Origin of the sequence: Sphingopyxis sp. (genome assembly GCF_965279755.1) — a bacterium.
Classification (GTDB): Bacteria; Pseudomonadota; Alphaproteobacteria; order Sphingomonadales; family Sphingomonadaceae; genus Sphingopyxis.
Window position 1 is genome coordinate 3,566,995 of sequence record NZ_OZ257261.1, and the last position, 26,066, is coordinate 3,593,060.

The window sequence follows — 26,066 nt, forward strand, 5'->3', positions numbered from 1 at the left end:
CTGCCCCGATCCTGCCTCCCGAGAAGGCAGCAACCTGTTTGAAAGAGGCCATGGTGGCAACCGAAAACCCGACCAATATGGCAGAAGCGACCCCCGAAACGACAGGCGCAGCCGTCGTGACCCGCTTCGCCCCCTCCCCGACCGGCTATTTGCATATCGGCGGCGCCCGTACCGCGCTGTTCAACTGGCTCTTCGCCCGCCATCACGGGGGCAAATTCCTGCTGCGTATCGAGGATACCGACCGCGCGCGGTCGACCGACGCCGCGATCGACGCGATTCTCGACGGCATGCAGTGGCTCGACCTCGATTGGGATGGCGAGACCGTCTACCAGTTCGCGCGCGCGCAGCGCCATTCCGAGGTTGCCCATGAACTGCTCGCGAAGGGCGAAGCCTATCGCTGCTATCTGACGCAGGATGAACTCGCCGCAATGCGTGCCGAGGCGCAGGAAAAGCGCGTCCCCTTCCGCGTCCGCAGCCCCTGGCGTGACCGCGAGGGCGACCCGGCGGTTCCGCACGTGCTGCGCCTGAAGGCGCCGCAGGAGGGCGAGGTCACGATCGCCGACAAGGTTCAGGGTGACGTCACCGTCCAGAATGCCGAACTGGACGATTTCATCCTGCTCCGCAGCGACGGCACGCCGACCTATATGCTGAGCGTCGTCGTCGACGACAACGACATGGGCATCACCCACGTCATCCGCGGCGACGACCATCTGAACAACGCCTTCCGCCAGCTCGCGCTGATCCGCGCCATGGGCTGGCGCGAGCCGGTATACGCGCATGTCCCACTTATCCACGGTGCAGACGGCGCGAAGCTGTCGAAGCGCCACGGCGCGCTCGGTGTCGACGCTTATCGCGACGAAATGGGCTATCTGCCCGAGGCGGTGAACAACTACCTCCTCCGCCTCGGCTGGGGCCATGGCGACGCCGAAATCATCAGCCGCGAGCAGGCGGTCGAATGGTTCGACCTCGCCAATGTCGGCCGCTCGCCCTCGCGCTTCGATTTCAAGAAGCTCGAAAATCTGAACGGCCATTATATCCGCGAGGCCGACGACGCCCGCCTTGCCGATCTTGTCGCGCCGCGCGTCGAAGCGCTCGTCGGCCGTTCGATTGATGCAGCCAGCCACGACTTGCTTGCCCGCGCGATGGAATCGCTGAAGCCGCGCGCCAAGACTCTGGATGAAATCGCCGAAGGCGCCTTGTTCCTCTTCGAATCGTTGCCGCTGGCAGTGGACGAAAAGGCCACGCAGGTGCTAAAGGATGCGCCGGAGGGAGTACTCGCCAGCGTGACCGAAAAGCTGCGCGGGCTGAACGACTGGAACGCCGAAGATATCGAGGCCGCGGTTCGCGAGACGAGCGAGTCGGCTGGAGTCGGGCTCGGCAAGCTCGCGCAGCCGCTGCGCGCCGCGCTGACCGGACGGACGGTGTCTCCGGGAATTTTCGACGTGTTGCTGCTGCTCGGCCGTGAAGCGAGCCTGGCGCGACTTGACGCAGCGCACAATTATCCGGCAGGGGCGTAATCGCAACGTCTCCCGCCCTAAAACATCAGGGGAAAAATATGACCGATACTGCAAAAATCACCCTGGGCGACACCACCGTCGAAAATCCGGTGCTCAAGGGCACGGTCGGCCCCGATGTCGTCGATATCCGCAAATTCTATGCCCAGACGGGCGCCTTCACCTATGATCCCGGCTTCACGTCGACCGCCAGCTGTGAATCGCAGATTACCTATATCGACGGCGACGAAGGCGTGCTCCTTCATCGCGGCTATGCGATCGGTGACCTTGCTGAACATTCGAGCTTCATGGAAACCTGCTACCTGTTGCTGAACGGCGACCTGCCGAACGCACAGGAACTGGCGGATTTCGACAATACGATCACCCGTCACACGATGCTGCACGAACAGCTCGCGACCTTCTATCGTGGTTTCCGCCGCGATGCCCACCCGATGGCCGTGATGTGCGGGGTCGTCGGCGCCCTGTCGGCCTTCTACCACGACTCGACCGAGATCCACGATCCGCACCAGCGGATGATCGCCAGCCACCGGCTGATCGCGAAAATGCCGACGATCGCGGCGATGGCGTATAAATATTCGGTCGGCCAGCCGTTCGTCTATCCCGACAACAAACTGAGCTACACCGGCAATTTCCTGCGCATGACCTTCGGCGTTCCGGCGGAACCCTATGAGGTGAATCCGGTCGTCGAACGCGCCCTCGACCGCATCTTCATCCTTCATGCCGATCACGAACAGAACGCGTCGACCTCGACCGTCCGCCTTGCTGGTTCGTCGGGCGCCAATCCGTTCGCGTGCATCGCAGCGGGCATCGCCTGCCTCTGGGGTCCGGCGCATGGCGGCGCGAACGAAGCCGCGCTCAACATGCTGCGCGAAATCGGCCGTCCGGAGCGCATTCCCGAATATATCGCGCGCGCTAAAGACAAGGACGATCCGTTCCGCCTGATGGGCTTCGGTCACCGCGTCTACAAGAATTACGACCCCCGCGCGACCGTGATGCAGAAGACCGTGCGCGAAGTGTTCGACGCGCTGAAGGTCAACGACCCTGTGTTCGAAGTCGCTCTGCAGCTTGAGGAAATGGCGCTCAGCGACCCCTATTTCATTGAGAAGAAGTTGTTCCCGAACGTCGACTTCTATTCGGGCGTGATCCTGTCGGCGATCGGTTTCCCGACGACGATGTTTACCGCTCTCTTCGCCCTCGCCCGCACCGTCGGCTGGGTCGCGCAGTGGAACGAAATGATCTCGGACCCCGCACAGAAGATCGGCCGTCCGCGTCAGCTCTACACCGGCTCCACGCATCGTCCGTTCGTTCCGGTCGACAAGCGCTAAGCAAGGTTTCTAGCGAAAATTCCAACGGCGGCGCAGGGCAACTGCGCCGCCGTTTCGATTCAGGCGTCGCGCGCCGGCAGGCTCAGCGTGAAGCGCGCGCCCTGTCCCGGCGCGCTTTCGACCGTGAGTTCCCCATCCATCGCACGCGCCAGCCGCCGCGCGATATAGAGGCCAAGCCCCGATCCACCGCTGTCGGTGCGGCCTAGCCGCTCGAACTTCTCGAACACCACCGCCTGCTGCTCGCTCGAAATCCCCTGCCCCTGATCAGCGACGGTCACCATCGCGCGATCACCCTCACGGTCGACGCGGATCCATATCAGCGAATTTTCGGGCGAATAGCGGATGGCATTGCCGACGAGGTTCAGCAAAACCTGCAGCACGCGCCGGAACTCGCCGGTCGCGGGCATCTTGTCGTCGACCCGCGGGGCATCGATGCGGATACCCTTTTCCTCTGCCTTCATGCCGAGCAGGCCGACGGTGCGGCGCGCAAGATCGCCAAGGTCGATCTCGTCCTCCGCTGCCCTGAAACCGGGGCGCTCGATATTCTGAAGATCGGCCAGATCGTCGACCAGCCCCAGAAGATGGCGACCAGCGTGGGCGATATCGCCGGCATAGCGCGCATAATCGGCGCGGATCGGCCCGTCGAACTGGCCGTGGATTGTCTCGGCGGTGGCGATGATGCGGCTGAGCGGACCGCGCAACGCGCCATCGATCCGGCGTCCGAACTGCGGATCGGACAGCGGCAGCGAACCAAACGCCGGATCGGCGAGCGACGCCGTCGCAGCGCTGGCACCGGGACCCGCAGTTGCCACAGCATCCTGTTCGATCGCCGCTGCACCGCGGAAGCCCGTAAAGCGCCCAGTCGCGTCGAACAGCGGGTCACCCGACAGGGTCATCGCCACGCGCGCTCCCTCACCTTCCGCCCGGACGCGCTGACCCTCGAAATGCGTCTGGCGGGCAAGCGCGCGCAGCACCGGGAAGCGCCCTTCCCCGTCGGGCTGAAGCTCGAACAATTCAGAGAGCGAGCGCCCTTCCCACTCGACCGGAACCGGCGGCGAACTTTCGGCCCGATGCAACGCGACCATCCGCAATTGCTGATCGCACTCCCACGCCCAGCCCTGCGGCGCGATGACGGCATCGGAAACCGTTGTCCCATGCGGCAAGGGAAGCGGCATCGGCCCGGCGCGCCAATCGCTGATTTCCAGGCTGGCGCCTTCCGCATCGGGAAGGATGCGGACCAGTGCATGAATGTCACTATGATCGTCGGCGGTATAAAGCGGGCGCGAAATGTCGCGTTGCAGCCGCTGCGCCAAAGCCACGAGTCGCGCCAGATGCGGCAGCGCCAGCGGCTTTCCGATTCCCGCGCCCGCACGCTGCTGAAGCCGCAGCAAGGGCGCATCGGCGCTGACGAGTATCCCGCTGCCGTCGAGGCGACCGCGAATGAGGCGCTCGCTCATCGGGCGCCCTCTCCGGTACGGCCGGGCAAGGCGGCAAGCGACGCCTCGAGCGGCGCCAGTGATGCGTGGTCCAGTCGAAGCGGCGCCAGCAGCGCCGGCAGCGCGGCAGGCTCCGCGCTCAGCAACGCGAGGGCCATGTCCGAATAGGACCGGCGGCTTGCCGTCGCGGCAAGCGCGATCAGTGCCAGCCAGTCGTGACGCGCAATCGCGGTCGCAGCCTCTTCCGCAGTCGCCTGTGCATTGAGCGCCGCGTGATAGTCCGCTGCGGCACGATCAAGGCCCTGCGATGCCATGCGGCGGTCGAGCGCATGCCCGACAAGATCGTCCGGAGCGGCCGCGCTCGCTTCCGGACGCTGCGTCCGCCATGCGGCGATATCGCGCAGGAGCGCGCGCAAAAGTTCGGGATCGACGTCGGCGAGCGCGATACGCGGATGACCATGGCCGTCGAAGCGACGGCGATCCGCGATCTGCAAAGCCAGGTAGGCGCGATCGGCCTTGCTATCTTCGGCGCTATCTTCGGCCGCCACTTCTGTGCCTTGCGCTTCCATCGCCTCGCTATCGTCGTCCGACAGAGCAGACGGGACGACCATCCGCATCGCGGAATATTCGCGCCAGCGATGCTCCTCGGCGCGCGCGAAGCACGCCGCCGCGAGACGCCCGGCCGTCGGCACGCCGCTATCGAGCCAGTCGTTCCACAGCAGCGCGGTATCGATTTCGCCATCGAGCGCTTTCGCCGCATCGACCACCAGTCGCCGCGCAATGCCGAGCGACAGCGCGCGCTGTTCTTCGGTCAGCCGGTCCGCCATCGGCCGTGCCAGATAATCCGCAAGCTCGCGCAGGCGCGCCGACAGCGTCGGCGACGGCGGATCGATGCCGGGCGAGGTGAAGGATTCAGCCATGCCCGCCCGCGATAGCAGCATGTCGTTAATAGGCGTTAAACCTTGAAGCGCATTGTTTTAACGCGCCTCCGGACGCCGCGCGAGGCGCAGCCAGAGCAGTATCTGGAGCAGCGCCAGTAGCGGCAGGATCGCAAACATCAGCGTGGCGAAGTCGAACAGCAGCGCCGGGACCAGCATGATCCACGCCTGATCTGCATCGGGCAGCAGCCAATGAAACCGGCGCCTTTCCCCCGAATCCTCATAGAGCGCCCGGGCCAGCAGGATGGCGGCCGCCAGGCAGGGCGCCAGCGCGGCTTCCGAAAAGCGCGGCATCAGATGGTCAGCCCCCCCGAGCGAGAGCAGCCAGGGGTAGCCAGCGAGCAGCAGCCAGCCGAAAACCCGTATGATGTCGCGTACGCGGTCCTGCGCTGCGCTCTCCGCTCGAAACGCCGACAGAAAGCGCATAGCAGCGAGACCGAGCCCACCGAGAATCGCTACGATCGCGCCTGCTGCGGCAAGGCCGCTACCCGCCAATAGGGCGACCGAAACCCACAGAAGGGCTGTGATATAAGGCAGGTAGCGCGCGGTCTTCGGAGATTTCACCAATAGCGGCCCGGCCAGACGCACAAGCGGCATCATGATCGCCGATCGGCCAAGGCCCATGCCGCCATATTCGACCTGCTGCAGGCTCGATTGCTCGATCAACGCGGCCGTCGGCAGGTCGGTGACGATCGCAATCTCGCCCTGCTCGAACAGCGCCGGCTCGCAAAAGAGCCGCCGCGACCCCGCCTGGACGGCGAGCCGCAGCAGCGTCAGCATCATGTCCCATTCGCCGGGCATGGCCGCAAGTTCGGCGACCATCGGCTGCGAGATCGATGCCAGACCACCCCAGCGCCGCGTCGCGTCGATCCGCTCGAACCCCTGCGTCAGCACCGTGTCGCCAGTGACGAGGATCGCGGGAGACCCAGGCTTGGCGATCGCCGCATAATGCGTGCCCCCCGCGCGAAGCCCATCAGCGACAAGAATGATGCGGTCATCGGCCTCGACAAGCGGGACAAGGTCGGCGGCTGCACGGACCGGCGTCACCTTCATTCCGCGACGGCGGATGCGGTCACAGGTCGCGAGCAGATCGGCGGGCACGGCCGCCACGGCAATCGTGATATGCGTCACGCCCACATCGGCAAGGCGCGCCGCCTGCCGCTCGATCAGCGTTTCTCCGGCCACGGTGACGAGCGCGCGCAGGCCGCCGTCGGGCAGCGTCTCGCTGGCACCAACCAGCGCGATCAGGGCCACCGGCGCCCCCCAGGCAGGCTCTTGGTCATCGGCGCGCAGCTTTAGGGGCAGGCGCGCGATTGGCAAGCCGCGTTTCCGGTTCCTTTTTTCCGCTCCCCTGCGTTAGCAGGCGCCCTCGACGACGCGTTGGATATGCACCCTGGCCCTTGCCAGAGAGAAAGCGTCTGCGCTTGAGGCAGAAAGCCCTCTCGACGGGCGCCATGACGTCGCGATAAGCCATTGGGAAACAGCCATTTCCATATCTGCGATCGCGGGCTCGATCGCTACAAAAAATATCCCGGAAAATGACCGAATCGCTGGCCTTTCCTGCCCCCATCGGCTAGGTCGAATCCATCTCCCGATAAGTAGAAAAAAGGCCGGGTTTTGACCGAAGAAAATACGCCTGTGCAGCCGTCCGACGACGGCATTTCGCCGATCAATATCGTCGACGAAATGAAGACCTCTTACCTCGATTACGCAATGAGCGTGATCGTCAGCCGCGCGCTGCCCGACGTGCGCGACGGCCTGAAGCCGGTACATCGCCGCATTCTCTATTCGGCCTTTGAAAGCGGCTATGTCGCGAGCAAGCCCTATCGCAAGTCGGCGCGCATCGTCGGCGACGTCATGGGTAAATATCACCCGCACGGCGACAGTTCGATCTACGACGCACTCGCCCGGATGACCCAGGACTGGTCGATGAGCGTTCCGCTGATCGACGGCCAGGGCAATTTCGGTTCGATGGATCCCGATCCGCCGGCGGCGATGCGCTACACCGAATCGCGCCTTGCAAAGCCGGCGATCACCTTGCTCGACGATCTCGACAAGGACACCGTCGATTTCCAGCCCAACTACGACGGCTCCGAAAGCGAGCCGACGGTGTTGCCGGCGCGCTACCCGAACCTGCTCGTCAATGGTGCGGGCGGCATTGCAGTCGGCATGGCGACCAATATCCCGCCGCACAATCTCGGGGAAATCATCAACGCGACCCTCGCGACGATCGATAATCCCGCAATTACGCTCGAAGATCTGATGGCGATCGTCCCCGGCCCGGATTTCCCGACGGGTGCGATGATGCTGGGCCAAGGTGGTGCACGCAACGCCTATCTGACCGGCCGCGGCTCGATCATGATGCGCTCCACGCATATCATCGAGGAAGGCAGAAACGACCGGCAATCGATTGTTTTGACGTCAATTCCTTTCCAGGTCGGCAAGTCGGGCCTGGTCGAGAAGATCGCGGAGGCCGCGCGCGACAAGCGCATCGAAGGCGTCGCAGATATTCGCGATGAATCGAACCGAGAGGGCGTGCGCGTTGTCATCGAACTGAAGCGCGACGCGACGGCAGAGGTCGTTCTCAACCAGCTCTGGCGGCACACGCCGGCCCAGTCCAGTTTCCCGGCCAACATGCTCGCCATCCGTGGCGGCCGCCCCGAAATGATGGGCCTCAAGACCATCCTCGAGGCGTTCATCACCTTCCGCGAGGAAGTGATCACACGGCGCTGCAAATTCGAATTGGGCAAGGCCCGCGACCGCGCGCACATTTTGCTCGGCCTCGTCGTTGCGGTCAGCAATCTCGACGAAGTCGTCCGTATCATTCGCGGCTCATCGAGCCCGGCGGCCGCCCGCGAAGCCCTGCTTCTCCGCGAATGGCCGATCGGTGAAATCGCACCTTACATCCGCCTCGTCGAAGCGATCGAAGGCGAACTCGACGACAGCTCTGCCTATCGCCTTTCGGAAATTCAGGTGAAGGCGATCCTCGACCTGCGCCTTCACCGCCTGACCGCGCTGGGTCGCGACGATATCGGCAAGGAACTCAGCGAGCTGGCGGCCGAGATCGAGGAACTGCTTTCGATCCTCGCCGATCGCGCAAAGCTCTATGCCGTGATGCGCGAAGAGCTAGTCGCGGTGCGCGACGAATTTGCCAAGCCGCGCAGAACTCTCGTTGCACCCGCCGCCGACGGCATCGATGACGAGGATCTGATCGAGCGCGAGGAGATGGTCGTGACCGTCACCCTCGACGGCTATATCAAGCGCACCCCGCTGGACACTTTCCGCGCCCAGCGCCGCGGCGGCAAGGGCCGCGCCGGCATGGCGACCAAGGACGAGGATGTCGTGACCGAGCTGTTCGTCACCTCGACGCACACGCCGGTGCTGTTCTTCTCGACGCTCGGCAAAGTCTATCGCATGAAAGTATGGCGCCTGCCCGAGGGCGGACCCGCCACGCGCGGCCGTCCGATGGTCAACTTGCTGCCGCTCGGCAAGGACGAGACGATCTCGACCGTGCTCCCGCTGCCCGAGGATGAGACCGAATGGGGCAAGCTGCACGTCATGTTTGCAACCGCAAAGGGCAATGTGCGTCGTAACAGCATGGACGCCTTCACCAACGTGCCCTCGAACGGTAAGATCGCCATGAAATTCGAGGGTGAGGATGAGGATGACCGGCTGATCGGCGTCGCTCTTCTCGACGAAAGCGATGACGTCCTGCTCGCGACGCGTCAGGGCAAAGCGATCCGCTTCGCCGGAGACGACGTCCGCGAGTTCCAGAGCCGCAATTCGACCGGTGTGCGCGGCATGCGCCTCGCCGATGGCGATGAGGTCATTTCACTGTCCATCCTGCACCGCGTCGGAACCGACAGCGAAGAACGCGAAGCCTATCTGCGCGCCGCGCCTTGGAAGGATAATGAGAACGAACCGACGCTTGATGGCGAGCGCATGGCTGAACTCGCTGCGCGCGAACAGTTTATCCTCACCATCTGCGCCAACGGCTATGGCAAGCTGTCGTCGGCTTATGAATACCGCCGCACGGGCCGTGGCGGTCAGGGGATCACGAACATCGACAATATCGCCCGCAACGGCCTTGTCGTCGCAAGTTTCCCTGCCACCAAGGCGCATCAGTTGATGCTTGTCACCGACCAGGCCAAGCTGATCCGCATGGGACTCGACTCGATGCGCGTCATTGGGCGCGGTTCGGCGGGGGTACGCCTGTTCGACGTCGCCAAAGACGAGCATGTCGTCTCGGCCGCGTTGATCGAGGACAGCGACGAGGAAGAAGCTGACGGCGCAGAAACCGTAGCCGAAGCCCCGGCAACGGAGACTCCGTCGGAATGACCGCGAAATCGGCCTTCAAGGTGCTGACGGCACAGCAATGGGCTGATTTCGAGCGCGAGCGCGTCTTCCGCGGCGCACCGGTGGATATCGCCGACGGCTATATCCACCTGTCGACCGCGGAGCAGCTTGAGGCGACGATCGCGAAATATTTCGCCGGCCAATCGGGCCTGATGATCGCCGAGGTGGATTTGACCTGCCTCGGCGACGCGATCCGCTGGGAACCCGCACGCGGCGGTGCCCTGTTTCCGCATATCTATGCCGAGCTGCCGATGCACGCGGTGATCGGATTGCAGCGGCGGGCGTGACGGTTCCTGGCCGTCACACGGGCTCGTTACAGTCTGCAAAAGCCGCAACCGCATCCTTGCTCCGCTGGCTCGCATAGACGGCGATGAAGCCTAGCGCTGAGGTCATCGCACCTGCGACGGCGACCGCCGGATAGCCGAAGCCGCTGGCGATCACACCGCCCCCCAGCCCGGCCCCGATCGCGTTGCCGAGATTGAATGCGCCGATGTTCATCGATGAGGCGAGATTCGGCGCTTGCGATGCGGCCGTCATCACGCGCAATTGCAGCGGCGGAACCAGCGCGAAGCTGGCGACGCCCCAGATAAACACGAGGATCGCCGTCGGCACCTTGTATGGCATCAGCAGCGCGAGCGCGAGGAGCGTGGCAGACAGGGCCGCCAGCGTCACCAGCAGCGTCCGGTCGACAGACCGGTCGGCATAACGCCCCCCCAGCCAGTTCCCGATCGTCAGACCGACACCATATGTCACCAGCATCGCGGTGATGAAACCGATCGAGGCACCGGTCTCGTCGCGCAGGATCGGCGCGATATAGGTGAATACGGTAAACATCGCACTCGACCCGAGCACGGTCAGACCGAGCGCGCCAAGGACATCGCGGCGAGCGAGAACGCCCAGTTCCGCCCGCACATCGCCGCTGTCCGGAGCGGACATCGCGGGAAGGGTGACACGGAGCGCGGCGATAGTCAGCAACCCCAGCGCCGATATGCCCCAGAAGGAGGCCCGCCAGCCAAGCACCTCGCCCGCCCAAGTTGCCACCGGGACACCGACCACATTGGCGATCGTCAGTCCCATGAACATCGCAGCTACCGCCGCGGCGCGGCGCTCGGGCGGCACCAGACTGGCCGCCACGACCGATCCGACACCGAAGAAGGCGCCGTGGTTGAGCGAGGTAACGATACGCGCCGCAAGCAACATTCCGTAGCTCCCCGACATCGCGGCAAGCAGGTTGCCGATCGTGAAGATCGCCGCGAGAGCGATCAGCAGGGTCCGGCGCGGCACCCTGCCCGTCGTCAGCGTCATCAGCGGAACGCCGAGCACTACGCCGAACGCATAGGCGCTGATCAAAAGCCCGGCCGACGGAATCGAGACGTGAAGATCCTGCGCAATGACGGGAAGCATTCCCATCGGCGCAAACTCGGTCACGCCGATACCGAAAGCGCCGGTCGCCAGCGCGAGAAGCGGGGCACGGCCGCCACGGGCCACGGCATTGTCAGTGTGCATCGGATAATCTTTCAATCTGCAAGTTGAGCGCATAAATGGCCAAAGGATATCTCATAAATAAGCGCATCTGCACGCGAAGGATTTTTGCTTTGAACGCACAAATATATTCACGGAGCGATCGTGCGCGCGAGATGGAGATGTTCTCGGCCGTCATAGCAACCGGCAGCTTTTCCGGCGCGGCGCGGCATCTTGGGCTTACCCCTTCCGCTGTCAGCCGGGCAATCGACCGGATCGAGGCGCGACTTGGCGTAAGATTGATTCTCCGGACAACCCGGGCCTTGCGGCTCACCGCAGAGGGTCAGGCCTATCTGGGCGCTGCGCGACGCATCATCGCCGACCTCGACGATGCCGAGCAGGCCATCGCCGATCAGGGCGCGCCGCGCGGCCGCCTGCGGGTGAGCGCGGCGCTCTCGCACGGCCGGCTATGCATTGTGCCGCTGCTGGGGGAGTTTGCGGAGGCTTTTCCCCATATCCTTGTCGATCTCGCCCTCGCTGATCAGATTGTCGACGTCGCGGGGGGTCAGGCCGATGTCGCCATTCGCTTCGGCCCGCTAGCGGACAGCGGGCTCACGGCACGCAAACTGGGTACGAACGGGCGGGTTATCGTTGCATCCCCGCGCTATCTTGCGCGCCATGGAAACCCCTCTGCTCCCGAGGATCTGTCGGCGCACAATTGCCTCAACTTCAACTTTCGCCGAGCCGAGCCGGTTTGGCCGTTCCGGCGCGACGGCGTCGATTTCGCATTGAATGTCCACGGCAATATCGAAGCGAATAATGGCGAGACGCTTGCGCAGCTTGCGGCTGCAGGGGTCGGGATCGCGCGGGTCGGAACGTTCAGCGTCGCAGAGGAAATCGCCGACGGAAGGCTCGTGCCTTTGCTGCAGTCCTATAATCCGGGCGACGTCGAAACGGTCCATGCCGTATTCGTCGGCGGCGCAAATACGCCCGCACGCGTGCGCGTGTTCGTGGACTTTCTGGCTGACAAACTGCGCAGTTGACCGCTCCGGCGGCTCCCATTGACCCGGCTCGCCAATGGGCGCAGCATCGCTCGATGACACTCACGATCATCCCCAGCGGTCAGGCCTGCGGCGCGCGCGTGACCGGTATCGATCTGACCCGGCCGCTCGACGCCGGGACCATTGCGGAGATCCGGGCCGCATGGCTCGACCATCATGTCCTGTCCTTCCCCGGCCAGAAAATGAACGAGGACGATCTCGAGCGTTTCACCGGCTATTTCGGCGGCTTCGGCGACGATCCCTTCATTCGCCCCATTCCCGGCCACGATCATATCATCGCGGTGAAGCGCCGCGCCGATGAAACCGCGCCGCTCTTCGCCGAGAACTGGCACAGCGACTGGAGCTTTCAGGAACGCCCGCCGGCGGGCACCTGCCTCTTCGGCATCACCATCCCGCCAGTGGGCGGCAACACCGAATTTTCGAATCAACATGCCGCGCTCGACGCGATGCCGGCCGATCTGCGCGCGCGCGTCGAGGGGCTGCAAGCGATCCACAGCGCGCGCAACGGCTATGCGCCCACGGGCATGTATGGCGCGGCCGACAAAGGGCGCAGCATGGACATCCGCTCGGACGACGAGGCGCTGGAAACGCAGTTCCACCCCTTCGTCCGCGAGCATCCAGAAACCGGCCGCAAGGGCCTGTTCGGCTGCGCGGGCTATATCATCGGCTTCGACGGGCTCGACGATAGCGAGAGCCTGCCGCTGCTATACAATCTCATCCAGTGGCAGGGGCGCGAGGAATTCCGCTATTCGCACCAATGGGAGCCCGACATGCTGGTGATGTGGGACAACCGCTCGGTCCTCCACCGCGCGACCGGCGGCTATGACGGCTACGACCGCCTGCTCCACCGCACGACGATCGCTGCGTGGGACGGGACCTAGGCTTTCGCTTCCTTTGCCAGCGTACTGACAACGCCCCACGCGATCAGCGCCTGTCCGCCGAAGTAGAGCGGCCAGACGAGCCACATCGTGACGTCCTTCGACAGCACACTGCCCTCGCTCGCAAAAATGAAGAGGTCGCTGGCGAGGAACAGCATCGCGCCGATCCCGGTGCGATAGCGCGGGAAGCGGCTGGTCCAGGCGGCGGCAGCCATCGCGGCGACGAACAGCGAATAGACCGCCGCGTGCCACCAGCCCGGCTGCGGGCTGAGCATCCCCCATACGATCGCCAGCGTTGCGGGCATAGTCAGCCAGCCGAGCAGCCGCTGCGACGGCGTCATCGTCGCGCGCCGGTTGAGCAGATAAAGAGTGATCGCGATAATATGTCCGACCGCAAAGGCTGACGCCCCCGCGATGAGTCCCTTGGCGTCAAGCAGCCAGTCACCGAGCGCGCCGAAGCCAAGCACCGCCGCGATCAGCCAGCCGTTCTTCTCTCGCGCGTTCGCCGCCGCCCAGACCGCGAGCAGGCCCACGCCGCTCGTCTTCCAGGCCCAGGTCGCGGGGCCGTCGAGCCGCTGGAACACGGCGATGAAGAAGCTGATTCCGCCCAGCTGCGCGAGCCACCACAACCACCGCGCCCGATCCCAGCCTGCTTCACCCATGCTCCGCCCCTTTGCATCTTGCACGCAACCGGCCTAGTGCGCGGCAGATCAATCGCAAGTCAATGGTTAGGGTAAATGGTGCACGACGTTCATATCATCGGCGGCGGCCTTGCGGGCTCCGAAGCGGCGTGGCAGCTCGCGGAGGCCGGATATCGTGTGCGCCTGTCCGAAATGCGCGGCGCCAATTTGCCGGGAGGGGGCGACATGACCCCCGCGCATCAGGGCGATGCTCTCGCCGAGATGGTGTGTTCGAACAGCTTCCGCAGCGACGACGGTGACAGCAACGCCGTCGGCCTGCTCCATCGCGAGATGCGTACGCTGGGCTCCATCATCATGCGCGAGGCCGACGCGACCAAGGTGCCCGCGGGCTCGGCGCTCGCGGTCGACCGCGACCTTTTTTCGGGCGGCGTCACGAAAGCCCTCGCCGACCATCCCAATGTCACCATCGTCCGTGAACGTGTCGATACGCTGCCGGACGAGGGGCTGACGATCGTCGCCACCGGTCCGCTGACCGCCGCCGGCCTCGCCGAAAGCATCGGCGCCGCAACGGGTAAGGACGCGCTCGCCTTCTTCGATGCGATCGCGCCCATCGTCTATCGCGACAGCGTCGACATGGATGTCGCATGGATGGCGAGCCGCTGGGACAAGGTCGGTCCGATCGGCGACGGCAAGGATTATATCAACTGTCCAATGGACAAGGACCAGTATCACGCCTTCGTTCAGGGTCTCATCGACGGCGAAAAGACCGACTTCAAGGACTGGGAAAAGGACACGCCCTATTTCGAGGGCTGCATGCCGATCGAGGTGATGGCCGAACGCGGCGTCGAAACCCTGCGCTTCGGCCCGATGAAAGGCGTCGGCCTCGACAATCCGCGCACCGGGCGCTGGCCCTATGCGGTTGTCCAGCTCCGCCAAGACAATGCGCTCGGCACGCTGTGGAACATGGTCGGCTTCCAGACCAAGCTGAAGCATGGCGCGCAGATCGAGCTGTTCCGCACCATTCCCGGGCTCGAAAAGGCCGAATTCGCGCGCCTCGGCGGCCTCCATCGCAACAGCTTCATCCGCTCGCCCGAACTGCTCGACCAGCAGCTCCGCCTGAAGTCGGCACCGCATATCCGCTTCGCAGGCCAGATCACCGGCTGCGAGGGCTATGTCGAGAGCGCCGCGATCGGCCTCGTCGCCGCGCGTTTTGCGATTGCCGAGCTCGGCGGCCGCGCCCTGCCCCCGCCGCCGCCCGAGACCGCGCTCGGCGCGCTCCTCGGCCATATCACCGGCGGCGCCGACGCGTCATCCTACCAGCCCATGAACGTCAACTTCGGTCTGTTCCCGCCGCTCGCGGACGACGTGCGGAAAAAGGATCGCAAGCTGGGCTATACCCAGCGGGCCGGAACGGCGCTGGCGGAATGGATGAAGCAGGCAGACGGTATCCCCGCCTAGCAATTGCACTTCGGCTTCGCGACACGCTTCGGCGCGGTCGTCGCGAATTCGGCGCGGGTCAGATCGCCAGACTTGTCGCCGTCAGCCTTGGCAAAGCGCTCACCCGTCGCTGCCGCCCATTCCTCGAAGGTCAGCAGATTATTGCCGTCCTTGTCGAGCTTGCGGAATGCCGCGGTGCGCGACGACATCAGCTCGACGCGGCTGATCCGGTCGTTGCGGTCGCGGTCGAACCGGTTGAAGCGCCGCTCCTCACGCGATGCCTCTTTCGCCGCGGGAAGCGCTGGTGGCGCCGGACCGCGCTTCGGCGCGTTGGCACCCGCTTGCGGAATGGCGGGGAGCCCCGGTGGAGGGTCGGGCAACACCTCCTCTTCGGCGATCTGCGTATACCCCTTCCACATGAAAAGCCCGCCAGTGAGCAGGAGTGCGCTCGCGACGCCGCCGATCAGGAATCTGGAAACCGTCATATGTCCCTCCACCCGTCAGACCTGCTATCATGGCAGACGCAAGACCAGCAACAGACGCCGCCAATTCGGTCCTAAATGTTGATCGGAAAGATTGTTCAAAATAGCACGCGCAATTGCTATATCCGATCAATGCAAAACTACCTGCCCTCGCTGAAGCAGATGCAATATCTGGTCGCGCTCCATGAGCACGGCCATTTTGGCCGCGCCGCCGACGCCTGCAACGTAACCCAGTCGACGCTCTCGGCCGGCATCCGCGAGCTTGAGACGTTGCTCGGCCAGACACTGGTCGAACGCACCCGCCGCGTCGTCCGCTTTACCGCGCTCGGCAACAAGATCGTAGACAAGGCGCATCGCGTTCTGCGCGAGGCCGAGGAACTGGCGGACATGGCCGCCGCAGCGGCAGCCCCACTTGTCGGGGAACTGCGGATGAGCGTCATCCCGACGATCGCACCCTTCCTGCTTCCCGGCCTGCTCCCGCAGCTCCGCAAGGAACGTCCGTCGCTGAAGCTGTTCCTGCGCGAGGAACCGAGCGCACAGGCGTGCGAGTCGCTTCACCACGGCACGGTCGACTGCGTGCTGCTCGCCCTCCCCTACGCCTGCGGCGACGTCGAGAGCGAAAAGCTGTTCGACGATGCGCTGTTCGTCGCCTTCCCTGGCGACCAGGCCGAAGACCTTCCCGCAATGGTCAGCGCCGATCAGATCGACCCTTCACAGATGCTGATGCTCGAGGACGGACATTGCCTGAAGGATCACGCACTCGCGGCGTGCAACCGGCCCGAGCTGCGCGCCGGCGCCCGCATGATGGGCACCTCGCTTCATACGCTGGTCCAGATGGTCGACAACGGCCTCGGCATCACGATGCTGCCGCAGATGGCGATCGAGGCGGGGATTCTCGATCATACCGACATCGACACGCGCCCGCTCGATTCGGACCACGACTGGCGCACCATCGCGCTCGTCTGGCGCAAGGGCAGCCCGCGCGCCGACGAGTTCCGCATGCTGGCGGATATCTTTCGCAAGCATAAGGCGAGCTAGGTCAGTCCCACCGCTCCGCACGGTCGCCGTCACTCTCGCGTGGCTCGACCCACCGGGTGCGGCCGTCGGCAAAGGTTTCGCGTTTCCACAACATCACATCGGTCTTGAGCCGGTCGATCAGGAATTCGGTCGCCGCCAGCGCCTCGGCACGGTGCGGACTGCTCGCGAGAACGAAGACGATGATTTCGCCCGGCGCCATTCCGCCGACGCGGTGGATAAGCGTCAGCGCCGAAAGCCGCCACCGGTCCGACGCCGCATGCGCCAGATCGGCCAGCCCGGCCTCGGTCATCGCGGGATGATGCTCCAGAAACAGCTCGGTCAGCCCGTCGTCGCCGCGCACCCGCCCGATGAAACTCGCGCTCGCGCCATGACCGCCCGCGTCGTGCAGATCGAATTCGGTGGGAAGGTCGATCGCTTCGGGCTGAACGATGACGCGGATCATCCGCCGGTCACCGGCGGGAACAAAGCGACTTCGCGCGCGCCGGCCAGCGGCGCATCGGGGCCCATCATGACGCCGTCGATCGCCACGCGGATCCGTTGCGGCTCGGCAAAGGCGACGGCCCCGCGGCCGTCGCGTTCACCGAGCCATGCGACAAGCGCGCCGACATCGGCCACATCGGCCGGCAGATCGATGACCTCGTCGGCCACTCCCATATGCTCGCGCACCCAGGCGAAATAGACGATGGTCAGCGCCACGGCGAGATCAATCCATATGCTTCAGGCCGACGCGCAGATAATCCCAGCCGGTAATGAGCGTCAGCACAGCGGCGCCCCATAGCGAAACCAGCCCCACGACCTTGATCCATTCCATCGCGGGCAGCGCGCCCGCCAGGATCAGCGCTCCGAAGGCGACAAGCTGAAACGTCGTCTTCCACTTGGCAAGCTGCGTCACCGGCATCGACACCTGCAGCGTCGCGAGGAATTCGCGCAGCCCCGACACGATGATCTCGCGCAGCAGGATCATCAGCGCCGCGATGACATGATAGCCGTTGATATCGCGCGTAAAGACAAGCAGCAGGATGACCGCGGCGATCATGATCTTGTCGGCGATCGGATCGAGGAAGGCACCGAGCCGCGATACGATTCCGCGGGCGCGTGCAACATAGCCGTCAAAATAGTCGGTAATGCCCATCAGGCAGTAGAGGCCGAAGGCGAGTGCATAATCGACCGGCTTCGGCTGCAACGAGCCCTCGGCCACACCGGGCCACAGCAGGAAAAGCAGGATGGGGACTGCAAATATGCGCGACAGCGTCAATATGTTGGGAAGGCTGAGCATGATTCCCGCAGGTTCGTCCGTTCCAAAATGGGCTTTGACCCCATCCGCCCTAACCGATAAGCCCCCCCGGCGACAACAAGATTGCCTTTGGGGGGATAATCCGAGGCGGGTGTTGTCGACATGTCGGGCTGAAAGAGTGGATTTTCAATGACCGGTTCCTTTGCGCTGATGAAGCAACGCCGGTTCCTTCCTCTCTTCGTCACCCAATTCCTCAACGCCTTCAACGACAATTTCTACAAGATGGCGGTCGTCATGCTGGCGACCTACGCGATCTATACCTCGCCAACCGACGTGGCATGGTTCAACGCGCTGGTCGGCGGACTGTTCATCCTCCCCTTCTTCCTGTTTTCCGCACTCGCGGGCCAGCTTGCCGACAGCAACGACAAGGCGGCGATGATCCGTATCATCAAGACCGCCGAAATACTGATCATGCTTGTCGGAGGCGTCGGCATATGGCTGCACAATGTGCCGCTGATGCTGGTTGCGCTGTTTTCGATGGGGATGCACTCGACCTTTTTCGGACCGATCAAATATGCGATCCTACCGCAGCATCTCAAGGAAGACGAAGTGCTGTCAGGCACCGGCTGGGTCGAAGCCGGCACTTATATCGCCATTTTGGGCGGGACGATCGCCGGCGGGCTGATCCATCCGAAGATTGCCATATTCGGGATCTTTGCCGTCGCCATCATCGGCCGGATCACCGCCTCCTACGTCCCACCCGCCCCGCCCGAAAAAGAAGCCGAGGGACTGGTCATCGACCGCAACGTCTTCCGGTCGTCGTGGCAGATCGTGAACGGCACGATGCATATCCCGCGTCTGTTTCTCGCGATCGTGTCGATCAGCTTCTTCTGGGCAATCGCTGCCATTCTGGCCGCGCAATTCCCGCCGCTGGTGAAGGATACGCTGGGCGCCGACAACACCGTCGCGACCGTGTTCACCGCAGTATTCTCGGTCGGAGTGGCGATCGGTTCGATCATCGTCAACCGGCTGCTGAAGGGGCATGTCTCGGCGCGCTATTCGCCGGGCTCGGTGATCGTCATGGGATTGTTCGTGCTCGACCTCTGGTGGGTTGTCGGCAGCTGGCAGCATGCCGACGCCAGCCTGATGAACTGGCGTGAATTCCTGTCGATCCGTACAGGCGACCGCATCATCTTCGACCTGCTCGGCATTGCAATCGCCGGCGGCATGTTCGTCGTGCCGCTCTATGCCTTTCTGACCACCACCGTCGCCAAGTCGCAGACCGCGCGCACGGTCGCGGCGAACAATATCGTCAATTCGGGCTTCATGGTCGCCGCAACGCTGTTACTCGGGGTGCTGATCGCGCTGGGGCTTACGATCGACGACACGCTGCTGATGGTTGCCGTCATGTGCCTGGTATCCGCATGGCTCGCCTGGAAACTCCATAAAGCCTGCGATTAAAGCAGGAACATCATCGTCGCGACGAAGAAGATCGCAAAACTTTCCAGAAACAGGCGCGTATCGCTGCCGCGTGCCCAGGGCGACGGCAACGCACGCTGCGTGCGCAACGCCTCGCGCAGTTCACCCTGCCAATCCTCGGGCGCGCTGAGCCGGGCGATCGCCAGCTGACGTGCACCATGCGCCCGCAGGCGTTCGCGAATGTCGATCTGTGCTTCCGAGTCCATACCCGGAAGTTAGGACGCGCTTAACGAGTCGATAAGGTTAAAAAAGCGTTAACGCCGGTCTGTCCCGGCGCGGGACGGATGGGCGCGCCTTGCTTAACCGCCCGGCATCGGGCGGATACGGACGCTGCGGCGATCGGCAACACCCTTCTGGAAAGACTTGCACGCCTGCGGACGCATCCGGGGACCGAGGCACAGGCGCACCTCGTCCAGCCAGCCGTCGCGATCGGTGCCGACCGCGATCATGCTCTCCTTCCACCCCGGATTGATCCCCGCAAAAGCGCGGCGGACGCTGCCTGCGGTCTGCGGCTTTGCAGCGAGCCGCTTCATGTCTGGAAAGCGGACGGTGCGAAAAAGGATTTCGGCGGCGCGGAAATAGGCGGCGGGATGCGGGCTCATGCAGGTGCCGTGCTTTGCCCACTCGTGCTGCAAGAGCTGCGCCGAGGGCGTCATGCAGAGATGTTTCTTCAATACCGGCTGCGGCACGATCTTCGCCGGGCGGCACCATTGCGGATAGCCGGGCGTGTTCGTTTCGGGCCAGAGCCCGTGCAAAACCCAGCCGAACCGCCCCTGCTTGCCCGAACACTGGAAGCCGTCGCGCGCATCTCTCGGATTGCGCACGCCCGCGCAATGCTGCGGCGACCAGCTCATTGACAGCAGATAACCGGTGATCGGCGGCTTGCGTACGGGATCACCCCGGCGCGGCTGCTCAAGGCGCGGGACGGGAATGCGGTCGGGAACCGAACAGGCCAGTGATTGCGCCTGCGCCGCGACCGGCGCGAGCATCAGCGCGGCCGCGCTAAGCCAGCGCAAAGTCGAGCCCGATGTCTGCTGCGGGCGCCGACTGGGTCAGGCGACCGACGGAGACATAGGTTACTCCCGTGGAACCGATCGCCCCGATCGTGTCGAGCCGGACCCCGCCGGAGGCCTCGGTCGGAACACGTCCGCCGACGATCGCGACCGATGCGCGCAAATCGTCGGGGCCCATATTGTCGAGCAGCAGGTGCGTCGCGCCTGCGGCGAGCGCCGGTTCGACCTGATCGACACGGTCGACCTCGACGATGATATTCTCGATCCCCGCGACGACCGCGCGGCGCACCGCTTCCTCGACCGATCCGGCGACCGCGACATGATTGTCCTTGATCATCGCCGCGTCCCACAGGCCCATGCGATGATTCTTCGCGCCGCCCGTGCGCGTCGCATATTTCTCCAGCACCCGCAGGCCGGGGATCGTCTTGCGCGTATCGAGCAGGGTCGCGCCCGTTCCCGCGAGTGCATCGACATATTGCCGCGTCATCGTCGCGATGCCCGACAGATGCTGCACCGTGTTGAGCGCCGAGCGCTCGGCGGTCAGCATCGCGCGCGCATTGCCCGACAGGCGCATCAGGTCGGTGCCCGCAGCGACCCGGTCGCCCTCGCCCGCCAGTATCTCGATCTCCATCGAAGGGTCGAGCGCGCGAAAGAACATCTCGGCGATCGGGAGTCCGGCGACAATGATCGCGTCGCGGCTGTCCATCACGCCAGAAAAGCGCGCATCGGCGGGAATCACCGCCATCGAGGTGATGTCGCCCCCCGACGCCATATCCTCCGCCAATGTGCTACGGACGAAGGCGCCAAGGTCGAAACCGGGAAGGAAAAAATCGCTCATGCGACGAGCGATAGAGGGGTGCCCGCGCAAATCAACTTGACGTTTACGTCAACTGGCGCTGACATGGCTGCAAATAACGAAATGGAGAGAGACGCCATGCAATCCCCGATCTGCGCGATGCTCGACATCGAATTTCCCCTGCTTGCCTTCTCGCACTGCCGCGACGTCGTCGTCGCGGTGTCGAAGGCGGGCGGCATGGGCGTCTTCGGCGCCGCCGCGCTACCGCCCGAACGGCTGGAAGAAGAGCTGGCGTGGATCGACGCGCACATCGGCGGTCGCCCCTATGGCGTCGACCTGATCGTCCCCAACAGTTTTTCGGGCAAGGGCGAAGCGCCTTCGGCCGGTGCCGCGAACATCCCAGAGACCCATCGCCAGTTCGCCGCCGACCTGCTCGGCAAGTTCGATGTCGATACCGACGGCCTCGAAGACGCGATGGAGGCACGGCAGAGCTTCGGCGACAATATGCATGAGGACGGCGCGGCGAAGCTGCTCGAGGTCGCCTTCCGCCATCCGATCAAGCTGATCGCCAACGCGCTGGGCGTGCCGCCACCGCTGATGCTCGAGCTTGGCAAGCACCACAATGTACCCGTCGCGGCGCTCGTCGGCACGCGCGACCATGCGCTGGCGCAGGTCCGCGCCGGCGTCGACATCATCGTCGTCGCGGGCGGCGAGGCGGGCGGCCATTGCGGCGAGGTCGCGACGATGGTGCTCGTCCCCGAGGTCGCAGCAGCGGTCGAGGCGGTCGGCGCCACGACGCCGATCCTTGCGGCGGGCGGGATCGTCACCGGGCGCCAGATGGCCGCCGCTATGGCGATGGGCGCACATGGTGCATGGTGCGGGTCGGTCTGGCTGACCACCGCCGAGGCAGAAACCAATCCGGTGGTGAAGGAAAAGATGCTCGCCGCCTCGGCGCGCGACACGGTTCGCTCGAAGAGCCGCACCGGCAAGCCCTCGCGGCAGCTGCGTTCGCCATGGACCGATGCATGGGAAGCCGATGGCGCGCCGAAGCCGCTGCCGATGCCGCTCCAGTCACTGGTCAGCGAACCCGCGCTGCGCAAGGTCGATAAATTATCGGAGGGCGGCCACGAAGGCGCGAAGGCGCTTGCAACCTATTGGGTCGGCCAGGGCGTCGGCCTGATGAACGAGGCGATGGGCGCCGGGCAGGTTGTCCAGCAGTTCAAGGAAGACTGGATCGCCGCGTGCGAGCGGCTCAACGGCTTTATAGGCGAATAAAAAAATCCCCGCCGAAGCGGGGATTTTCCTTTACTCGCTGACAGTCGCCTTGACGATCTTGCCGGGCTCGCGCGGCGGCTCGCCCTTAGGCAGCGCGTCGACATTTTCCATGCCTTCGATCACTTCGCCCCAAACGGTGTACTGCTTGTCGAGGAAGCGTGCGTCCTCGAAGCAGATGAAAAACTGGCTGTTCGCGCTGTTCGGGTTCTGCGCGCGCGCCATCGAGCAGACGCCGCGAACATGCGGTTCTGCGCTGAATTCCTGCTGCAGGTCGGGAAGCTTGCTGCCGCTCATCCCGGTGCCCGTCGGATCGCCGCCCTGCGCCATGAAACCGGGGATTACGCGATGGAAGACGACGCCGTCGTAAAAGCCTTCCTTGGCGAGCGTCGTGATGCGCTCGACGTGCAGCGGGGCGAGGTCGGGACGCAGGCGGATGACGACATCGCCGGTCGACAGCGAAAGGGTGAGCGTCTGATCGGACATGGTTTTGCTCCTTGGTTGGAATTTGGCGGTGCCATAGCCGCGCCGCGCCGCAAAGCCACGCACTAATTGTGGAAAAGCGGCGCGCGGCGTTGCCATCGCGCAGCCGCAGGACTAGGGGAAGGCACGGACGCCGCATTACCCAGGGAGGACCGCGATGGACAAACGCGAAGAGTCCCTCCCGCACGAGGATGCGGTGATCACCTACGATCGCGACATGGGCCGCGACCAGCCGCCCCGCGATACCGAAACCGAACTCGACGAAGACGACCGTCTGAAACCGGCGTTCGTTCGCGACGTAATCGACCTTGCCGAAGCCGGCGAGGTCGAGGCCGCCCGCGAACGGGTCGGCCGCCTGCACCCCGCCGACATCGCCGATCTGTTCGAACTTGTTTCGGACGAGGACCGCCCGCTGCTCGCGCACGTCTTGGGCGACATGCTGTCGGCCGACGTGCTCGCGGAAATGAACGACTATGTGCGCGAACGGTTGATCGACCTGCTCGCGCCCGAGCAAGTCGCCGAAATCGCGTCCGAACTCGATACCGATGATGCCGTCGCGATCATCGAGGATATGGAGGAGGACGACCAGCAAGCCGTCCTGCAGGCGATGGAGCCCGAAGATCGCGCCGCGATCGAGGACGCCCTCTCCTTCCCCGAGGAGACCGCCGGGCGCCTGATGCAGCGCGAATTTGTCGCGGTGCCGGAGCATGTGACCGTCGGCGACGTGATCGACCGCCTGCGCGAGGATGTCGACCTAGCCACCGATTTCTGGGAAATCTTCATCGTCGACCCGATGCATCGCCCGGTCGGAACCTGCCAGCTCAGCTGGATCCTGCGTGCACCGCGAGGCGTCGCGATCAGCGATGTCATGAAACGCGAGCAGACGCTGATCCCGGTCGATATGGATCAGGAAGAGGTCGCGCTGCGCTTTCAGAAATATGCGCTGATCTCGGCGGCGGTCACCGACAAGGCCGGGCGCCTCGTTGGCATGATCACGGTCGATGACATCGTCCACATCATTCAGGAAGAGGCGGGCGAGGATATCCTGCGCCTGTCGGGCGCCGGCGACGGCGACATCAACGAACCGATCGTCCTGACGATTCGAACCCGCCTGAGCTGGCTGGTCGTCAATCTTGCCACCGCGATGCTCGCCGCATCGGTCGTCGGCATATTCGAAGGCGCGATCGCCAAATTTGCGCTGCTCGCAGTGCTGATGCCCATCGTGTCGGGTATGGGCGGCAACGCCGGGACGCAGACGCTTGCGGTTACCGTCCGTGCGATCGCCACCAATCAGCTGACCGCGTCGAACACGCTGCGTATGATCCTGCGCGAATTCCGCATTGCGGCAGTAAACGGGCTGACGCTCGGCGTCCTGATCGGCACCGGAACCGCATTGATCTTCGGCAATCCGCTGCTCGGAATCGTCATCGCCTCGGCGATGTTGATCAACAATCTGGTCGCGGGTCTGGCGGGCATCCTCGTCCCGGTCACGCTCGACCGGCTCGACATCGATCCCGCCGTCTCGTCAGCGGTTTTCGTGACTACGCTGACCGATATCATGGGCTTCTTCTCGTTCCTCGGGCTCGCGGTGCTCAGCGGCCTTACGGCGATGAACTGATCAAAGCTCTGGAATCGAAGCGATTCAAAAGAATCGCGAAAAAAATTTCATCGCCGCAACTTTTTCCGGGAACTTATTCCCTCCGATGACCGTTTCCATTTCGAGCAGCGGTCATCGCCCCCCCGCAGCGCTGCTCAGCAACATTGGCCCGGCCCGCATTTCCCTCCCCCCCCCTCGAAAGCGTGCCGGGCCATTTTGCATCCAAATCCTGAGAGGTGACAAAATGACGAGTGCCCGTGTAATCCTCCTCACCCTGCTCGCCAGCTTTCTGGTCGCTGGCTGCAATACGGTGAAGGGTGCTGGCCGCGATATTGAATCGGTCGGTCAGGCAGGTAGCGACGCCATTCACTAATCGGGTTTTGCCCGCTTACGCCCAAAAATCCCTACTGGGCCTCTTCGAGAGGCTCGACAGGCGCCTCTTCGGCGCCTGTTTTGCGTTTGCGCTGGGTGAACCAGATCGCAACGATGGAAATCTCGTAAAGCAGCACCAGCGGAATCGCGAGAAGCAGCTGGCTCAGCACATCAGGCGGCGTGAACACCGCCGCGATCGCGAAAGCACCCACGATCATATAACGACGCGCGCTGATCAGTTGCTGGCGCGTCACCAGTCCTGCACGCTCGACCAGCATGAGCAGAATCGGCAGCAGGAACGCGACCCCGAACGCCATCAGAAACTGCATGATGAAGCTGATATATTCGCCCGTAGCCGGCAACGCTTCCTGCTGCACCCCGCCCAGATCGCGCTGAAAGCCGAACAGGAAGTGCAGCGCGGTGGGAATGGTGATGAAATAGGCAAAGCTGGCGCCCGTCGCGAACAGCACCGGCGTTGCGAACAGGAAAGGTAGCAGCGCCCGCTTTTCCTTGCGGTACAGCCCCGGCGCGACGAATTTCCACAGCTGGTTCGCGATCACCGGAAATGCCAGCATCATCGCGGCGAACAGCGCGACCTTCATCTCGACGAAAAACGCTTCCGTCGGCTTGGTGTAGATCAGCTTCTTCAGACCCGCTTCGATGAGCGGATGCACCAGCACGGTCAGGATGGCGCGGGCGAAATAGAGGCACAGCAGAAACGCCGCGCCAATTGCCAGCAGGGATTTCAGCAGACGCGAACGAAGCTCGATCAGATGATCGAGCAGCGGCATCTTGCCGCCCGCGCCATCATCACCTTCGGCCGTCGCCGGTGCTTCGGAGGTCATGGCAACGGTCCGTCGCGTGGCGGCACTTCGTGCGTTTCGGGCTTGGTCGCGGCAGCGGCAAAATCGGGGTTCTCCGGCGGCGGCGCGTCGGCAGCCTCGCCCTCCGCAGCGGCGGCGGGTGGCAGCAAGGGCGGTGTGCCCCCGCCGGCAACAGCGTCATCGGCGCGCGGGAATTCGCGCATAATGGCGTCATTCTGCGCGCGCCATTGCTTTTCGAGCTCTTCGAGCTCGGCTTCGCGCATCATCGTGTCGAGGCCCGAGCGGAAATGGCGCGCCATTCCACGCGCCTTGCCGACCCATTTGCCGACAAAGCGCATCGCCTTGGGGAGATCCTTGGGGCCGATAACCACCAAGGCCACCACCACGACGAGCAGAAACTCGGTGGGCGCGACATCGAACATGAACTAG

General features: G+C 64.1%; 27 protein-coding genes. 12 read left to right on the forward strand and 15 right to left on the reverse strand.

The genetic code is table 11. The features are described from left to right. Positions 1–77: 77 nt before the first annotated feature. Both gltX and ACQY80_RS17615 read left to right on the forward strand, forming a co-directional pair. Positions 78–1,517 (forward strand): glutamate--tRNA ligase, encoded by a 1,440-nt coding sequence (gene gltX / locus ACQY80_RS17610; protein ID WP_428685923.1) that lies wholly within the window; start codon positions 78–80, stop codon positions 1,515–1,517. A 38-nt stretch (positions 1,518–1,555) separates the two neighbouring features. After that, positions 1,556–2,839: a citrate synthase gene (locus ACQY80_RS17615; protein WP_428682198.1), complete on the forward strand. Its 1,284-nt coding sequence runs from the start codon at positions 1,556–1,558 to the stop codon at positions 2,837–2,839. 59 nt (positions 2,840–2,898) lie between these two features. Here ACQY80_RS17615 and ACQY80_RS17620 read toward each other — a convergent pair whose 3' ends face one another. From ACQY80_RS17620 to ACQY80_RS17630, 3 genes are read right to left on the reverse strand one after another with little or no spacing between them, the layout of a single operon-like run. Continuing rightward, entirely contained in the window at positions 2,899–4,296 is a 1,398-nt protein-coding gene (locus ACQY80_RS17620) for a sensor histidine kinase (protein WP_428682200.1), read from the reverse strand. Further along, positions 4,293–5,195, reverse strand: a complete 903-nt coding sequence (locus ACQY80_RS17625) for a hypothetical protein (RefSeq protein ID WP_428682202.1) — start codon at positions 5,193–5,195, stop codon at positions 4,293–4,295. The genes ACQY80_RS17620 and ACQY80_RS17625 overlap by 4 nt, the downstream gene beginning before the upstream one ends. 57 nt (positions 5,196–5,252) lie before the next feature. Further along, positions 5,253–6,467 (reverse strand): hypothetical protein, encoded by a 1,215-nt coding sequence (locus ACQY80_RS17630; protein WP_428682203.1) that lies wholly within the window; start codon positions 6,465–6,467, stop codon positions 5,253–5,255. A gap of 432 nt (positions 6,468–6,899) precedes the next feature. Here ACQY80_RS17630 and gyrA point away from each other — a divergent pair, with 432 nt between their 5' ends. Next, the gene (gene gyrA, locus ACQY80_RS17635) at positions 6,900–9,551 is read left to right on the forward strand and encodes a DNA gyrase subunit A (protein WP_428685925.1); all 2,652 of its coding nucleotides are present in this window, start codon (positions 6,900–6,902) and stop codon (positions 9,549–9,551) included. Further along, positions 9,548–9,856, forward strand: coding sequence for a DUF952 domain-containing protein (locus tag ACQY80_RS17640; RefSeq protein WP_428682205.1), 309 nt, complete (start codon positions 9,548–9,550; stop codon positions 9,854–9,856). Before gyrA ends, ACQY80_RS17640 begins: the two co-directional genes overlap by 4 nt. A 13-nt stretch (positions 9,857–9,869) precedes the next feature. Here ACQY80_RS17640 and ACQY80_RS17645 read toward each other — a convergent pair whose 3' ends face one another. Continuing rightward, complete coding sequence (locus tag ACQY80_RS17645; protein WP_428682207.1) at positions 9,870–11,075, reverse strand: MFS transporter; 1,206 nt, start codon at positions 11,073–11,075, stop codon at positions 9,870–9,872. A 131-nt stretch (positions 11,076–11,206) separates the two neighbouring features. Here ACQY80_RS17645 and ACQY80_RS17650 point away from each other — a divergent pair, with 131 nt between their 5' ends. Next, entirely contained in the window at positions 11,207–12,073 is an 867-nt protein-coding gene (locus ACQY80_RS17650) for a LysR family transcriptional regulator (protein WP_428685927.1), read from the forward strand. 53 nt (positions 12,074–12,126) lie between these two features. After that, positions 12,127–12,972, forward strand: a complete 846-nt coding sequence (locus ACQY80_RS17655; protein ID WP_428682209.1) for a TauD/TfdA dioxygenase family protein — start codon at positions 12,127–12,129, stop codon at positions 12,970–12,972. Here ACQY80_RS17655 and ACQY80_RS17660 read toward each other — a convergent pair. Continuing rightward, positions 12,969–13,631 (reverse strand): lysoplasmalogenase, encoded by a 663-nt coding sequence (locus ACQY80_RS17660; protein ID WP_428682211.1) that lies wholly within the window; start codon positions 13,629–13,631, stop codon positions 12,969–12,971. The genes ACQY80_RS17655 and ACQY80_RS17660 overlap by 4 nt on opposite strands. A gap of 75 nt (positions 13,632–13,706) precedes the next feature. Between ACQY80_RS17660 and trmFO the strand changes: the two genes are divergently transcribed. Beyond that, entirely contained in the window at positions 13,707–15,068 is a 1,362-nt protein-coding gene (gene trmFO / locus ACQY80_RS17665; RefSeq protein WP_428682213.1) for a methylenetetrahydrofolate--tRNA-(uracil(54)-C(5))-methyltransferase (FADH(2)-oxidizing) TrmFO, read from the forward strand. Here the strand turns inward: trmFO and ACQY80_RS17670 are convergent. Then, positions 15,065–15,532: an EF-hand domain-containing protein gene (locus ACQY80_RS17670; RefSeq protein WP_428682215.1), complete on the reverse strand. Its 468-nt coding sequence runs from the start codon at positions 15,530–15,532 to the stop codon at positions 15,065–15,067. The two genes, trmFO and ACQY80_RS17670, sit on opposite strands and share 4 nt — an antisense overlap. A gap of 129 nt (positions 15,533–15,661) precedes the next feature. Between ACQY80_RS17670 and ACQY80_RS17675 the strand changes: the two genes are divergently transcribed. Next, positions 15,662–16,567 (forward strand): hydrogen peroxide-inducible genes activator, encoded by a 906-nt coding sequence (locus ACQY80_RS17675; RefSeq protein WP_428682217.1) that lies wholly within the window; start codon positions 15,662–15,664, stop codon positions 16,565–16,567. 1 nt (position 16,568) lies between these two features. Here the strand turns inward: ACQY80_RS17675 and ACQY80_RS17680 are convergent, their stop codons facing one another. Genes ACQY80_RS17680 through pgsA form a run of 3 tightly spaced genes read right to left on the reverse strand, consistent with a single transcriptional unit; the run spans position 16,569 to position 17,843 of the window. Next, a complete protein-coding gene (locus ACQY80_RS17680; protein ID WP_428682218.1) occupies positions 16,569–17,009 on the reverse strand; it encodes a molybdenum cofactor biosynthesis protein MoaE in 441 nt (146 codons plus the stop codon). Then, the gene (gene moaD, locus ACQY80_RS17685) at positions 17,006–17,263 is read right to left on the reverse strand and encodes a molybdopterin converting factor subunit 1 (RefSeq protein ID WP_428682220.1); all 258 of its coding nucleotides are present in this window, start codon (positions 17,261–17,263) and stop codon (positions 17,006–17,008) included. Before moaD ends, ACQY80_RS17680 begins: the two co-directional genes overlap by 4 nt. A 7-nt stretch (positions 17,264–17,270) precedes the next feature. Next, complete coding sequence (gene pgsA, locus ACQY80_RS17690; protein WP_428682222.1) at positions 17,271–17,843, reverse strand: CDP-diacylglycerol--glycerol-3-phosphate 3-phosphatidyltransferase; 573 nt, start codon at positions 17,841–17,843, stop codon at positions 17,271–17,273. 147 nt (positions 17,844–17,990) lie between these two features. Between pgsA and ACQY80_RS17695 the strand changes: the two genes are divergently transcribed. Beyond that, positions 17,991–19,262 carry an MFS transporter gene (locus ACQY80_RS17695; RefSeq protein ID WP_428682224.1) on the forward strand — a complete coding sequence of 424 codons (1,272 nt, stop codon included), beginning with the start codon at positions 17,991–17,993 and terminating at the stop codon, positions 19,260–19,262. Here ACQY80_RS17695 and ACQY80_RS17700 read toward each other — a convergent pair. The 3 genes from ACQY80_RS17700 to nadC form a co-directional block, all read right to left on the reverse strand. After that, positions 19,259–19,486 carry a hypothetical protein gene (locus ACQY80_RS17700; protein WP_428682226.1) on the reverse strand — a complete coding sequence of 76 codons (228 nt, stop codon included), beginning with the start codon at positions 19,484–19,486 and terminating at the stop codon, positions 19,259–19,261. The two genes, ACQY80_RS17695 and ACQY80_RS17700, sit on opposite strands and share 4 nt — an antisense overlap. A 93-nt stretch (positions 19,487–19,579) precedes the next feature. Further along, a complete protein-coding gene (locus ACQY80_RS17705; RefSeq protein WP_428682228.1) occupies positions 19,580–20,296 on the reverse strand; it encodes a ribonuclease T2 family protein in 717 nt (238 codons plus the stop codon). Then, positions 20,283–21,131 (reverse strand): carboxylating nicotinate-nucleotide diphosphorylase, encoded by an 849-nt coding sequence (nadC, locus tag ACQY80_RS17710; protein WP_428682230.1) that lies wholly within the window; start codon positions 21,129–21,131, stop codon positions 20,283–20,285. The genes ACQY80_RS17705 and nadC overlap by 14 nt, the downstream gene beginning before the upstream one ends. 96 nt (positions 21,132–21,227) lie before the next feature. Between nadC and ACQY80_RS17715 the strand changes: the two genes are divergently transcribed. Then, positions 21,228–22,364, forward strand: a complete 1,137-nt coding sequence (locus ACQY80_RS17715; RefSeq protein ID WP_428682232.1) for an NAD(P)H-dependent flavin oxidoreductase — start codon at positions 21,228–21,230, stop codon at positions 22,362–22,364. Positions 22,365–22,394: 30 nt separating this feature from the next. Here ACQY80_RS17715 and ACQY80_RS17720 read toward each other — a convergent pair whose 3' ends face one another. Further along, positions 22,395–22,847 (reverse strand): peptidylprolyl isomerase, encoded by a 453-nt coding sequence (locus tag ACQY80_RS17720; protein WP_428682234.1) that lies wholly within the window; start codon positions 22,845–22,847, stop codon positions 22,395–22,397. Positions 22,848–23,061: 214 nt separating this feature from the next. On the opposite strand from ACQY80_RS17720, the gene mgtE reads away from it, so the two are divergent. Both mgtE and ACQY80_RS17730 read left to right on the forward strand, forming a co-directional pair. Continuing rightward, positions 23,062–24,462, forward strand: coding sequence for a magnesium transporter (mgtE, locus tag ACQY80_RS17725; RefSeq protein WP_428685929.1), 1,401 nt, complete (start codon positions 23,062–23,064; stop codon positions 24,460–24,462). Between the two features lie 223 nt (positions 24,463–24,685). Next, entirely contained in the window at positions 24,686–24,814 is a 129-nt protein-coding gene (locus tag ACQY80_RS17730) for an entericidin A/B family lipoprotein (protein WP_428682236.1), read from the forward strand. 31 nt (positions 24,815–24,845) lie between these two features. On the opposite strand, the gene tatC is transcribed toward ACQY80_RS17730, so the two are convergent. Together tatC and tatB are read right to left on the reverse strand one after the other, a co-directional pair. Further along, positions 24,846–25,658, reverse strand: coding sequence for a twin-arginine translocase subunit TatC (tatC, locus tag ACQY80_RS17735; protein ID WP_428682238.1), 813 nt, complete (start codon positions 25,656–25,658; stop codon positions 24,846–24,848). Next, a complete protein-coding gene (gene tatB, locus ACQY80_RS17740) occupies positions 25,655–26,059 on the reverse strand; it encodes a Sec-independent protein translocase protein TatB (protein WP_428682240.1) in 405 nt (134 codons plus the stop codon). Before tatB ends, tatC begins: the two co-directional genes overlap by 4 nt. Between the last annotated feature and the right edge of the window lie 7 nt (positions 26,060–26,066).